Below are 13,178 nucleotides of genomic sequence, written 5' to 3' on the forward strand. Positions count from 1 at the left end.
AACCAGAATGGCCAAAAATAAACTAGGAATGATTGCCAGGACTAAGCAGAGATTTGATCAATACGTATTGATTCGTAAATATCGCATGCAACAAGAAAGAGATTATTTCGCTTCAGAGGGAGAATCTGATCCAAAACGCCTGGAAGCACAAAAAGAACGAGATAAGGAGTTTTTGAACGGTCTCAAGAAGATTGGAATAGGATTTATTGTATTTTTAGTTTTTTATGGAATTTTGCGAACAATATTAGGATTGTGGTAAATAAGCGAGGTATCCATGAAAAAAATATTTAAACTGAAGATTCTCATTCCTTTTGTGGCTCTCCTATTAATTATCAATGTTGGGATAACCATGTTAGTTGGGATAATGGGAGCTGTAACCAATAATGGAAGAAATGATTGTGGTGCCGTAGAAACAACATCTTCAACCAGCGACTCAACAGTTTCTTCAGCTGATGGTTCCATCGATGACTTTGTAAAAAAGCATAAAGAAGCCTATATCCTGTCTTGGAAGGCAGGAGGTTTCCTACCTTCAGCCTCTATCACTCAAACAATGATAGAGAATGGCTTTAATTTTACGAATCCTAATGGTACCTCCTTCTGGAAAGCTCACAATATGGGAGGTGTTAAAACCTCTAGCAAAAGTAATTTTCCAGTTACTCTTGCGACGTATGGTGAAGATAGTGTTGATTTAAGTGGGACAAAGCCTGGAGCGAATGTCGGAGACGGCACAGGAGGAGCTTATACTTGGTTCTCTAGCTACGATGCAGGAATCGTAGGGAAATCTGAGTTTATGGCTCACCAGACACTTTATAAAGGGGCTATAAACAATACAAATGGTATTGCTAGCCTATCTGCTATAGCAGATGGTGGATGGGCCACAGATGGCACTTATAAGAGCAAACTAACTGATATGTACCAAAAACTAGGTACGAAGTATCAGTGGCTTGATAAGGAAGCTATTGCTGCTCATGGTGAGAAACCTTATGAAGGATCCAGTACACAAGATGTCGGTTCTTCAGATAGTGCGGTGTCTTCTTCAGCTGAAAAAAGCGGATGTGGAGAATCAGGTAGCAGTACCGATGGAACGGGAACTGTCCCTTCAGATGCGACTGCGTGGGGTTATAAACCAGAAGACTTACCAGATAGCTTGAAACCATTCATTATTGATCCTAAGAGCTTAGGCATGGATTATGCTAAGTCTACAGGATGGTATAATCCTGGAAGTGACGAGTATGCTGGACAATGTGTGAATCTTACAATTAGCATGGGAAATCACTTATGGGGTCATTCTGGCTCCGTACAGGGCGATGGGAAAGATCAAGCGGCGGCATGGGCTGCAATATTTGGAAATTCGGTTAAGACTACACCCAAAAGAGGCGCTATTTTTTCTTCACAGGTAGGAGGCGGAGGATATGGTCATACTGGAATTGTATGTCATGTTTTCGAGAATGGCTCTATCTTATTTGTAGAACAAAATACACCTCTGAGTGGTTGGGATCAGTTCAAAACTCCATATACATGGAATTATCGTATTTGGACTAAATCACAACAACAAGAACAGGTAATCTCTTTTGCTTATCCAGATGACAGAGAAGCTAAATTAAGTTCAAATTAAAAGGAGGATATAAGATGATTGATTGGATAAAGGAGAATATGGTTGTATCGATTGTAGTAGGTATTCTATTGGTTTTGGCAGGAATAGGGATTGTATCGAGTTTCAGGCCATCTCAACAAACTAAAATAGAAGAAACGGCTCAGGTGAGTTCTTCAGGAACCGCACAAAACGAACCGTCTTCCAAAGAGGAAACAGCAGATGAGAAGAATTATCGGACAGCTAAGCTAAAACTAGAACGCCCCTATGCAGAGGCAAGCTCAGAAGACAAAAAAGAAGTGTTAAAAGCCTTTGAAGAAGCAGTAGCAGATATAAAAAAGACGAATTTTCTGCCAAATGTAAAGGGAACAATTGAGAATCATTTATCTATGACACAGAATGCGATGGTTCAAACCTTTGCGATGGCTCTTCTGACGAATCAGTATGATTTTCAACCTAAACAATTGGAAGTGATGCCAACTGAATCAGATGATGTGATTCAATTTTTGGTTGTTCTAACTAAAAATGGAGAAGAGAACAGCTATTTCGTTGGAAATTTCAATACTACGGTTCAACAAATCCAGCTAAAAGCCTATGTTGGCGGAAATATAGGTGGTACATACGGATAATAAGTTGCACAAAAAGTTATATAACTTTTTGTGCTTTTATATTGACAAACAAAGTTGTTTTAGTTATAATTAAGTATATAAAAAGTTATATAACAAAATATACAATTATCCAAGGAGGGAATCATGAAGATTCAGACTACAAACTTAGGAAAAGGTGGCGGTGGTAAGACTACAGATACCTTTAATGAAGGGGATTGGTTGGCACGCGTTAAGGGGCTTAGAACACTACTCATTGATGGAGCTTGGGAATGTAATTTGACAAGAACATTTGATGTAAAATGCGAGAAAACTGTCTATGATATATTTACGACTGGAGAGTATGAGATTGTTCCAATATCAGAAAATCTCAGTTTGATTTGTGGTGATGAGCGTTTGACAGATGAGCAGTTAGATCTTGCCAGTCGAAACAACAAGTATCTCCAGTTGTTTATGTGGTTTAGCGAACATTACGAAGAGTTAGAAGCACAATTTGATGTCATTCTGATTGATACGCACAATGATGAGAGTTTAGTTACAGCAAATTTTATAGCTGTATCAGATATTGTCTTGGCTGTTTCTGATGCCTCTCTTAATGGTTTTCGTGCCTGGTTATCTTTGAAAAATTTTGTAGATTTCATTAAGAGCGAAGCTATCGAAGTGATTACTAAGAAAAGCTATGTTAAAGCAGAACCTTATCTTATTGGAAATAAGATCAAGTACGTTGGAAACAATGTAACAGACACTTGTAAACAATTTTTAGAAGTTGTTGAAGAAGACTCAGCTTACCTAGGTTCTATCCAGGAGAAAGAGCTCATGGCCAAGAGTCTTGTGATTAGTCAGAGTGTTTTTGAGCAGCATGAAGAGATGACAGCTAACCAACAAGAGACACATAAAAAGTTTTATGATAATATAAACTATGTATATGAAAATATTTTGAGTGTGTTAGAAGGAGAGGTAGCATGACAGAGAATCGATTCGCACAAGTAAAACAAACATTCCAAAGTACACCAAAGAGAGAGAAGACCCCTTCGTCGAGGAAACAAAATCAGGAGGCTAGAAAGTCTCCTGAAAGCTATAACAAAAAGCAAAGATATCCATTCTCTTTACATCATAATGTTCGATACGATATGTTAGATGCTTTAGTAGAGTATCACGGTGAAAAATCAGCTTCATCTTATCTCGAGAATCTGATTATAAGAGAATGGGAAAAGATGGAGCGAAAGAAAAAATAGCGTTCCATAAGAAAGGAAATGCAGCAATGAAATACTTATCAAATCTATCAGATATTCCTGAATTTTCTTCAGCAGCAATAGATTCAGGACAAATTGTCATCCCTCGTCCAATAATAGACAACCCACAGTTCAATGATTTGAAGAGTAGTGGAATTTTTCTCTACATGCTTTTATTAAATCGTTTAAGAGCTGCAGTTGACTTTGAATTAAAAGGATATGATGAAAATGGAAATACTTTTGTATGTTACCCTATAGAGGAGCTAATGGAGTCTCTTCAATCAGGTAAAAGTAAAGTGATTTCTTTGAAAAAGAAGCTAAAGAATCATGGTTTAATTGAAGAAGTACGCCAAGGATCCAATCTACCCAATAGAATTTACCTAACAGATGAGATTTTAAAATATTACTGATGAAGTAGGAGGAATCTATGATGATTTTCATTGATATTAAAAGACTTGTTCAGCTGTTCTTTATTTTTATCGGAGCTATAGCAATCTATGTATTCTATAAGACGTTTGGTCTTAGTATGGTGTTTATAGTCGTTTTAGGATTGGCCGTTTTAAAATTCGCCCCAGCTTTCTTTCCAGTTGTATTATTACTGTATTTAGGGCTTCACTTTACAGGTGGTTTTTCCTTTATTGCAGATGGAATTGTGACGGTTTTATGGAGTATTATTTTGATTCCTATGGGGATAGCTACTATTGAAATGAGCAAATCCTATTTTAGTAAGAAAGAGAAACCTTGGTATGACAAGTAAGAGTTTATCTGAAAAGATAGGCTCTTTTTTTGTCAGAACAAAGGATTATTTGAACATTCAGGTCAAAATTTATTAAAATAAGCGTAATTTTAATAAGGGAGGATTCTGAATGGCTTTCTTTGATGAGAGAGAACTAAAAAATCAATTGCTGTTTCAAAATGCAAAAGAATTTTATAACTTTGTTTCTAGGTATGATGAGGAGATGATTCCGGTCATGAAAGCAAAAGGCTATACCTGTATTCATTCAATGGAGCGAACCGTTGCTTTTACATTTGGTGAGTTTACTTTTAGAAGAAGACGTTGGAAAAAGGGAGATCATTGGGTCATTCCAGTAGATGAAAAGTTAGGACTTCAGAAGAACGTCCGCTTCTCCTGGGAATTTATGTATCAGGTGGCTAAATTATCTACTTTAATGCCCTATGATAAAGTAACTCAGGTGATCCAATTGACTTATCACATCTCTATCACAAAGCCAATTGTAGTAAAAGCTGTAAAAATTTGTGAGAAGTTATTGGAGGAGAGAGAAGGCTATCGATATTATGAAGAGAATAAAGAAGTTCGCAAAAGAAAAGCCCAGGTTATTTATATTGAGGGTGATGGTGTGATGGTTAAAGCACGTGACACACAGAAGGATAATAAACATTACGATTTATCCCATTTTGTAGTTCATACAGGAAGCCAGAAAGTTGGCAGCAATCGATTTGAACTCCAGGACAAAAAAGAATTTATTGGCCTTGACAATCGCTTAGTGAGGGAGCAGGTGATCGATTATCTGTTCAATAATTACGAAATTACGAATCAGACTTTATTGATTACGAACTCTGATGGAGGTCATGGATATACACCCTATGTTTTCAAAGAGATTGCGAAGGTTCTGCGAATTAAACGCCACGAACATTTCTGGGATGAGTATCATGTAAATAAGGAGTTGAAGAATTATCTAAAATTTTACTCTGAGGATCTATTAGAGAGAGCTTTCCAGGCGATTAAGCAACATGATAAGCAGTTAATGAGAACTGTCCTAGATACGACCGAAAGTTACATTGATACAGAAGAAGAACAAGAGTTGTTTGAGAAGTTCAAGAGTAAAATATTGAGAAATTTCCAATATACCAAACCAGCCGAACAGAGAGGATTCAGTCATGCAGGAATCGGGATAATGGAGAGTCAGCATCGTAAAGTCACTTATAGAATGAAAAAAAGAGGAATGTATTGGACTCTTGCTGGAGCTGAAACGATGAGTCGAATTATTGTTTTGAATTATGAGGATTCCTTGAGAGAATTATTCTTCGGCACCTGGAGAGAAGATTATGAAAAATTTATTTCTTTAGAGGAAGTTTCTGCTTATACCATTAAAAAGAGAATGAGTAAAACGGATAAAGAAAATACATCTAGATATCAATGTTACCCTGATAGCAAAAGATTATCCTACTTCCGAAAACAATAGAAGTACATAACAAAGTATATAAAAAGTTATATAACAATAACCTTTGTAAAAAAAGGTCTTTTTGTGCTACAATCAAACATAAAATACTTGCACGGTATGTAAAAATGTGTTATAATTTACTTAAATTAATCGAATAAAAAAAGACGAAAAGTGCGCTAACACTTCTCGCCTTACCGAGTAAGAACTCGTCCTTCTTACTCAGTCTTTAATTAATGATACCTGATAAGTGTATCAATGTCAAGACTGAGCAAGAAATTTGTTCAGTCTTTTTTTAAAACTCGGTGATGTTCTCCTAAAAAATGTATGAATTTAGGCGTTCTAAAAAATTCTACCGCATACAAGTTACATGTAAGGGTTTACAAAATAACTTACTTGTGCTATACTTAAATCACAAGTTAATACAAGGTGAGTGTTACTAAGTAATATTAGGCATGATCACAGGTGAATTAGAAATCGGATGATTTTCTAGTTCATTTGTGGTCATTTTTTGTACTAATATACCTTTAAGATATAAAAGGAGGTTGACATGTATCGAATTCTAAATCCAATGAATCACAATGTCTCGCTTGTCAGAAATGATAAAGGAGAAGAAGTGATTGTGATTGGTAAGGGGATTGCATTTGGAAAGAAGAAGGGGGATTTGATTGCTGAACATCAGGTTGAGAAAATCTTTCGGATGAAGACCGAAGAGTCCAGAGAAAACTTTATGGCTCTCCTCAAAGATGTTCCGCTTGATTTTATCACAGTGACCTATGAAATCATTGATAAGCTATCAAAGAAATATCATTATCCGATTCAAGAGTATCTCTACGTAACATTGACAGATCATATTTACTGTTCTTACCAAGCTCTAGCACAAGGAAGGTACAAGGATAGTAATCTGCCAGATATTTCCACTAAGTATCCTGTCGCTTTTCAAATCGCAAATGAAGCATTTGAAATTTACCGCCAGAAGCTAGCAGATCATTTTCCTGAGGACGAAATTATTAGGATTGCTTATCATTTCATTAATGCCGAAGGTGAAAATGAAGTGGAACTTGTGGAGTCGATTGATAAGAGGAAAGAAATTCTCAGGAATGTTGAAGAAGTTTTAACGGACTATGCAATTCAACGAACTAAAGAGAATAACCATTTCTATGATCGCTTTATGATACATTTGAATTATTTCTTGGATTATTTAGACAGATCTAGAGATGATAACCAATCACTTCTGGATATGGAAGATCATATTAAACAATCCTATCCAAAAGCCTTCGAGATTGGTTTCAAGATTTATGATGTGATTACGCAACATACGGGTCTTGATTTGTATAAAAGTGAACGAGTTTATCTAGTTCTACATATCCAACGTTTATTGTCATAAAAATTTATTTAAAACTATATAAGGAGAATTCTATCATGAATAGAGAAGAAGTAACATTGTTAGGTTTTGAAATCGTAGCCTATGCTGGCGATGCTCGTTCAAAACTATTGGAAGCTTTAAAGGCTGCTGAAGCTGGTGATTTTGTAAAAGCAGATACTCTTGTAGAGGAAGCTGGTTCTTGCATTGCAGAGGCTCACCACGCGCAAACAAGTCTATTGACTAAGGAAGCTTCTGGTGAGGACTTAGCGTATAGTGTGACCATGATGCATGGCCAAGACCACTTGATGACAACTATTTTGTTAAAAGATTTGATGCACCACTTAATCGAACTTTATAAGAGAGGAGTTAAATAATGAATAAACTAATTGCATTTATCGAGAAAGGAAAACCTTTCTTTGAGAAATTATCTCGTAATATCTATCTTCGTGCTATTCGGGATGGATTTATCGCAGGTATGCCTGTTATTCTCTTCTCAAGTATCTTTATCTTAATCGCCTTTGTACCAAACTCATGGGGCTTCCAATGGTCTGATGAAGTAGTGGCTCTATTGATGAAACCTTATAGCTATTCAATGGGTATTCTCGCACTTTTGCTAGCTGGTACGACTGCTAAATCATTAACAGACTCTGTTAACCGTAGCATGGAAAAAACCAACCAAATCAACTATATGTCAACTCTATTAGCTGCTATTGTTGGATTATTGATGTTGGCAGCTGATCCAATTGAAGGTGGCTTTGCAACAGGATTCCTAGGAACAAAAGGTTTGCTTTCAGCCTTCCTAGCAGCCTTTGTGACTGTAGCAATCTATAAGGTTTGTGTTAAGAACAATGTCACTATTCGCATGCCTGACGAAGTTCCACCAAATATCTCACAAGTATTTAAAGATGTGATTCCATTCACTCTATCAGTGGTTTCTCTTTATGCTCTTGATTTACTAGCTCGTCATTTTGTTGGTGCAAGCGTAGCTGAATCAATCGGTAAATTCTTTGCTCCATTATTCTCTGCAGCTGATGGTTACCTAGGTATTACCATTATCTTTGGTGCCTTTGCCTTCTTCTGGTTTGTTGGTATCCATGGTCCATCTATCGTTGAACCAGCTATCGCAGCTATTACCTATGCCAATGCCGAAGTCAACTTGAACCTTCTCCAACAAGGTATGCACGCTGACAAGATTCTTACTTCTGGTACACAAATGTTTATCGTTACCATGGGTGGTACTGGTGCGACACTGGTTGTTCCATTCATGTTCATGTGGTTAACAAAATCTAAACGTAACCGTGCAATTGGTCGTGCTTCAGTAGTTCCAACATTCTTTGGTGTAAATGAACCAATCTTGTTTGGTGCACCGCTTGTATTGAACCCGATTTTCTTCATTCCATTTATTTTTGCCCCTATCGCAAACGTTTGGATCTTTAAGTTCTTTATCGAAACACTTGGCATGAACTCATTTACCGCCAACCTTCCATGGGTTACTCCTGGACCTTTGGGGATTGTCCTTGGTACAAACTTCCAGTTCTTATCATTCGCTCTTGCTGCCCTTCTAATCGTAGTTGACGTAGTCATTTACTATCCATTCCTTAAAGTCTATGATGAACAAATTCTTGAAGAAGAACGTTCAGGTAAGTCTAATGATGAATTGAAAGAAAAAGTTGCTGCAAACTTCAATACTGCGAAAGCAGATGCTATTCTTGAAAAAGCGGGTGTAGAAGCAACACAAAATACCATCACTGAAGAAACAAATGTCCTCGTTCTCTGTGCTGGTGGAGGTACAAGTGGACTTCTTGCAAATGCTTTGAATAAGGCAGCAGCAGAATACAATGTCCCTGTGAAAGCAGCAGCAGGAGGCTATGGTGCTCACCGTGAAATGTTGCCAGAGTTTGATCTTGTTATCCTTGCCCCTCAAGTTGCTTCAAACTTTGAAGATATGAAAGCAGAAACAGATAAACTCGGTATTAAACTTGCCAAGACAGAAGGCGCTCAATACATCAAATTAACTCGTGATGGAAAAGGTGCTCTTGCATTCGTACAAGCTCAATTCGATTAACGATAGGGACTGTGAAACAGTCTCCTCTCGTTACGGAAATCGCTATGGCGAATTTCCTAATCGCCTTGTTAATTCGTCGGTAAAAAGATATCGTTTTTACCTCCTCATGTCACAATTCGATTAATAATAGGGACTATGAAATAGTTTCCTCTCGTTACGGAAATCGCTATGGCGAATTTCCTAATCGCCTTGTTAATTCGTCGGTAAAAAGATATCGTTTTTACCTCCTCATGTCACAATTCGGTGACTTGGTACAAGAAGTGAGATGGAGAAGGATGGCTCACTGACTCCTCTCCTCTCACTTTTACTTTATTTTAAATCAAGAAATAGGTGAAAAAAATGACAAAAACACTTCCAAAAGACTTTATTTTCGGTGGTGCAACAGCTGCCTATCAAGCAGAAGGTGCTACACATACTGATGGTAAAGGACCAGTAGCATGGGATAAATATCTTGAAGATAACTATTGGTACACTGCAGAACCAGCCAGTGATTTTTACAATCGATACCCAGTTGACCTCAAGCTAGCAGAAGAGTATGGTGTCAATGGTATTCGAATTTCTATTGCCTGGTCCCGTATTTTCCCGACTGGTTACGGCCAAGTAAATGCTAAAGGTGTTGAATTTTATCATAATCTATTTTCGGAGTGCCACAAACGTCATGTTGAGCCCTTTGTAACTCTTCATCACTTTGACACGCCAGAAGCTCTCCATTCAAATGGAGACTTCTTAAACCGTGAAAATATCGAACACTTTGTAGATTACGCTGCCTTCTGTTTTGAAGAATTCCCAGAAGTAAACTATTGGACAACCTTTAATGAAATTGGGCCAATTGGTGATGGTCAATACTTGGTTGGTAAATTCCCTCCAGGTATTCAGTATGACCTTGCCAAAGTCTTCCAATCGCACCACAATATGATGGTGTCGCATGCACGCGCTGTAAAGTTATATAAAGATAAAGGCTATAAAGGTGAAATTGGGGTTGTTCATGCTCTACCTACTAAGTATCCTCTAGATCCTGAAAATCCTGCAGATGTTATTGCGGCAGAGTTGGAGGACATTATCCATAATAAATTTATCTTGGATGCAACTTATCTGGGTCACTACTCTGAAAAGACCCTGGCAGGGGTAGAGGCTATCTTGGCTGCCAATGGTGGTAGCTTAGATCTTCGTGAAGAAGATTTCGAAGTATTAGAAGCTGCGAAAGACTTGAACGACTTCCTTGGAATCAATTACTATATGAGTGACTGGATGGAAGCATTTGATGGAGAAACTGAAATTATCCATAATGGTAAGGGTGAGAAAGGAAGCTCTAAATACCAAATCAAAGGTGTTGGTCGTCGTGTAGCTCCTGATTATGTACCACGTACGGATTGGGATTGGATTATCTATCCTCAAGGTTTGTATGATCAAATCATGCGAGTGAAGAAAGATTATCCGAACTATAAGAAAATCTACATCACAGAAAATGGACTTGGTTATAAAGATGAGTTCGTTGATAACACTGTTTACGACGATGGTCGTATTGATTACGTGAAGCAACACTTGGAAGTCTTGTCTGATGCTATTGCAGATGGAGCTAATGTAAAAGGTTACTTCATTTGGTCATTAATGGATGTCTTCTCATGGTCAAATGGGTATGAGAAACGTTACGGTCTCTTCTATGTAGACTTTGAAACTCAAGAGCGTTATCCTAAGAAATCAGCTCACTGGTACAAGAAAGTAGCGGAAAGTCAGATTATAGACTAGTAGAATTAGTAATTAGATATAGATTTCTAGTGAGGCAAAAGATGTTCAAAGATTTTATCCAATCTATTTATGAAAAAGTTTATATTATCAATTTTGATAAATGTTCTCAAATACCTTGTTTGACTAATGAGGAGCTGAAAAGTCTCGGAAAATGGTATGTCTCTACCGGTAAAGAATGGATTTGCCATTCAGACTATGAGCTGGAAGCATTTAAAAATTTGTTTTTAAATTTTATCAATCCTGAAGAATGGGATAATATCTCCTTTGATTCAGATTTTATGCCGTTTCAACAATCATAAAGAATCTAGGAAACTCTTTGTAAAAATCTTCATCAAAAAATGCGTCATATCAAGATTCTTATTTTCTTGATATGACGCATTTTAAATTTTATCAATCCACAGTTTTATGGTTTAGAAAGAATAATTTTTGTTTGTTTTGAAAGTTGTTCAAAGGTTTCTTTGCTCAGTTTAGAATCTGAAACGATGGTATCAATATCAGAGATATTGTAGAAGGTATAGAAATCAAATTTGTTGAACTTACTATTGTCAGCTAGTAAGTATTTTTTATTGGAATTATTGAGGGCGATGCGTTGAGATTCACCTTCCTCTTCACTAAAGGTCGCAATCGAATTGTCCTTAATACCATTACAGCTAACGAAGGCTTTAGAAAATTGTAAATTTGCCAAGTTTTGCAAGGTTAGTGTTCCGACAAAGGCTCCAGTGATAGAGCGGTAGTTTCCACCGATTAAAATCAAATCTGTTAGTTTTCGTTCGTTTAGAATGAGAAAGACTGGTAAACTGTTTGTTACAACACGAATATTATCAATTGGAAGTTCACGGGCAAAAGATTCCAAGGTTGTACCTGGACCAATAAAAATGGTTTCCCCTTCATCAATCAAATGGCCTGCAAAACGGCTGATTTCTTGTTTTTCTGCAATCTGTAAGCTTTGTTTTTCGATATTTGAACGTTCATTGTTTAAAATGGAACCTGTGCGAATTTTTTCAGCTCCCCCGTGCACTCGAACAAGTAAATCCTTGTCTGCTAACTCTTGCAAGTAGCGTCTAGCAGTCATATCTGATACATCCAAGCGAGTCATGATTTCTTTTACAGTAATAGTTCCCTTTGTATTTACCGTTTCTAGAATATTATCTAGTTTTTCCTGCTTTAGCATCGTTATCACCTCTATTTCTATTACTATTTTATCATAAAGTATTCAATCAATCAATTTAAAAAACAAAAGAAAACAAAAACAAAAATATCATGGTTGTTTTAAACAAACCATGATATTTGTTATCAGTTCTGGGATAAGTGAATTAGTCCAAACCGTAATTGTAGTCATCGTCTTGCATGGCTTCAACTTCGCCAAGAAGGTAACCATTTCCGACTTGAGAGAAGAAGTCGTGGTTGGAAGTTCCTGTTGAAATACCGTTCATAACGATTGGGTTAACATCATCAGCTGAATCTGGGAAGAGTGGATCTTGTCCCAGGTTCATGAGTGCCTTGTTAGCATTGTAGCGAAGGAAGGTTTTGACTTCTTCCGTCCAACCAACACCGTCATAGAGGCTTTCTGTATAGCCTTCTTCATTTTCATAAAGAGTGTAGAGTAGGTCGTACATCCATTCTTTGAGTTTTTCTTGCTCTTCTTCAGGCAATTCATTGAAACCGAGTTGGAATTTATATCCGATGTAGGTTCCGTGAACAGACTCATCACGAATGATCAATTTAATGATTTCTGCAACGTTGGCTAGTTTGTTGTTACCAAGATAGTAGAGGGGAGTGAAGAAACCAGAGTAGAAGAGGAAGGTTTCGAGGAAGACACTGGCAACTTTCTTTTCAAGTGGGTTACCGTTTAGGTAGATTTCGTTGACGATCTCAGCCTTCTTTTGTAGGTAAGGATTGGTATTGGTCCATTCGAAAATTTCTTCAATCTCAGCCTTTGTATTCAAGGTAGAAAAGATTGATGAGTAAGATTTAGCGTGGACAGACTCCATAAATTGGATGTTATTGAAAACAGCTTCCTCATGCGGAGTACGGATGTCTGAACGAAGTGCCTGAACTCCTGTTTCAGATTGCATGGTATCCAAAAGTGTCAAACCACCAAAGACTTTTCCTACCAAGTCTTTTTCTATATTTGATAGCTTTCTCCAGTCATCCAAGTCATTTGACAAGGGAATACGTGTATCAAGCCAGAATTGCTCCGTCAGTTTTTCCCAAGTTGATTTGTCGATGACATCTTCGATGGCATTCCAGTTAATGGCTTTGTAGTAAGTTTCCATTTGAAATCTCTTTCTGTGTTTAGTATTGCGAACTCACAATATCTCTATTTTATCATAATCCTAGAGTAGTTTCGCACAAAAAGTCGGAAGCCCGACTTTTTTGTTTTTCCATAGTAT

The 13,178-nt window shown here is 37.2% G+C and carries 15 protein-coding genes; 13 read left to right on the forward strand and 2 right to left on the reverse strand.

What is annotated here, in order from left to right:
- Nucleotides 1–7 precede the first annotated feature (7 nt).
- The 13 genes from CYK16_RS04090 to CYK16_RS04150 all read left to right on the forward strand — a co-directional run bounded on the left by CYK16_RS04090 (nucleotide 8) and on the right by CYK16_RS04150 (nucleotide 11,084).
- Complete coding sequence (locus tag CYK16_RS04090; protein ID WP_001107251.1) at nucleotides 8–259, forward strand: hypothetical protein; 252 nt, start codon at nucleotides 8–10, stop codon at nucleotides 257–259.
- Between the two features lie 15 nt (nucleotides 260–274).
- Entirely contained in the window at nucleotides 275–1,615 is a 1,341-nt protein-coding gene (locus CYK16_RS04095) for a CHAP domain-containing protein (protein WP_101776689.1), read from the forward strand.
- Between the two features lie 14 nt (nucleotides 1,616–1,629).
- Entirely contained in the window at nucleotides 1,630–2,220 is a 591-nt protein-coding gene (locus tag CYK16_RS04100) for a hypothetical protein (protein ID WP_061420473.1), read from the forward strand.
- Between the two features lie 123 nt (nucleotides 2,221–2,343).
- Nucleotides 2,344–3,162, forward strand: coding sequence for a ParA family protein (locus CYK16_RS04105; protein ID WP_101776690.1), 819 nt, complete (start codon nucleotides 2,344–2,346; stop codon nucleotides 3,160–3,162).
- Nucleotides 3,159–3,431 carry a hypothetical protein gene (locus CYK16_RS04110; protein WP_000138500.1) on the forward strand — a complete coding sequence of 91 codons (273 nt, stop codon included), beginning with the start codon at nucleotides 3,159–3,161 and terminating at the stop codon, nucleotides 3,429–3,431. Before CYK16_RS04105 ends, CYK16_RS04110 begins: the two co-directional genes overlap by 4 nt.
- 26 nt (nucleotides 3,432–3,457) lie before the next feature.
- Nucleotides 3,458–3,838 carry a replication initiator protein A gene (locus tag CYK16_RS04115; RefSeq protein ID WP_061421583.1) on the forward strand — a complete coding sequence of 127 codons (381 nt, stop codon included), beginning with the start codon at nucleotides 3,458–3,460 and terminating at the stop codon, nucleotides 3,836–3,838.
- A 17-nt stretch (nucleotides 3,839–3,855) separates the two neighbouring features.
- The gene (locus CYK16_RS04120; RefSeq protein ID WP_101776691.1) at nucleotides 3,856–4,185 is read left to right on the forward strand and encodes a hypothetical protein; all 330 of its coding nucleotides are present in this window, start codon (nucleotides 3,856–3,858) and stop codon (nucleotides 4,183–4,185) included.
- Between the two features lie 109 nt (nucleotides 4,186–4,294).
- A complete protein-coding gene (locus CYK16_RS04125; protein WP_101776692.1) occupies nucleotides 4,295–5,632 on the forward strand; it encodes an ISLre2 family transposase in 1,338 nt (445 codons plus the stop codon).
- A 526-nt stretch (nucleotides 5,633–6,158) separates the two neighbouring features.
- On the forward strand, nucleotides 6,159–6,995 hold the full coding sequence (locus tag CYK16_RS04130; protein WP_060805559.1) for a PRD domain-containing protein: 837 nt from the start codon (nucleotides 6,159–6,161) through the stop codon (nucleotides 6,993–6,995).
- Nucleotides 6,996–7,030: 35 nt separating this feature from the next.
- Complete coding sequence (locus CYK16_RS04135; protein ID WP_050146476.1) at nucleotides 7,031–7,348, forward strand: PTS lactose/cellobiose transporter subunit IIA; 318 nt, start codon at nucleotides 7,031–7,033, stop codon at nucleotides 7,346–7,348.
- Nucleotides 7,348–9,039 carry a lactose-specific PTS transporter subunit EIIC gene (locus CYK16_RS04140; protein WP_060805558.1) on the forward strand — a complete coding sequence of 564 codons (1,692 nt, stop codon included), beginning with the start codon at nucleotides 7,348–7,350 and terminating at the stop codon, nucleotides 9,037–9,039. The genes CYK16_RS04135 and CYK16_RS04140 overlap by 1 nt, the downstream gene beginning before the upstream one ends.
- Before the next feature lie 339 nt (nucleotides 9,040–9,378).
- On the forward strand, nucleotides 9,379–10,785 hold the full coding sequence (lacG, locus tag CYK16_RS04145) for a 6-phospho-beta-galactosidase (RefSeq protein WP_060805557.1): 1,407 nt from the start codon (nucleotides 9,379–9,381) through the stop codon (nucleotides 10,783–10,785).
- A 41-nt stretch (nucleotides 10,786–10,826) separates the two neighbouring features.
- Entirely contained in the window at nucleotides 10,827–11,084 is a 258-nt protein-coding gene (locus CYK16_RS04150) for a DUF3884 family protein (protein WP_081094024.1), read from the forward strand.
- Nucleotides 11,085–11,188: 104 nt separating this feature from the next.
- Here CYK16_RS04150 and CYK16_RS04155 read toward each other — a convergent pair whose 3' ends face one another.
- Together CYK16_RS04155 and nrdF are read right to left on the reverse strand one after the other, a co-directional pair.
- Nucleotides 11,189–11,956 carry a DeoR/GlpR family DNA-binding transcription regulator gene (locus CYK16_RS04155; protein ID WP_060805556.1) on the reverse strand — a complete coding sequence of 256 codons (768 nt, stop codon included), beginning with the start codon at nucleotides 11,954–11,956 and terminating at the stop codon, nucleotides 11,189–11,191.
- Nucleotides 11,957–12,098: 142 nt separating this feature from the next.
- Complete coding sequence (gene nrdF / locus CYK16_RS04160) at nucleotides 12,099–13,061, reverse strand: class 1b ribonucleoside-diphosphate reductase subunit beta (RefSeq protein WP_060805555.1); 963 nt, start codon at nucleotides 13,059–13,061, stop codon at nucleotides 12,099–12,101.
- Nucleotides 13,062–13,178 lie beyond the last annotated feature (117 nt).

It is taken from the genome of Streptococcus oralis subsp. dentisani (assembly GCF_002860905.1).
In the GTDB taxonomy this organism is placed as follows: domain Bacteria; phylum Bacillota; class Bacilli; order Lactobacillales; family Streptococcaceae; genus Streptococcus; species Streptococcus oralis_BA.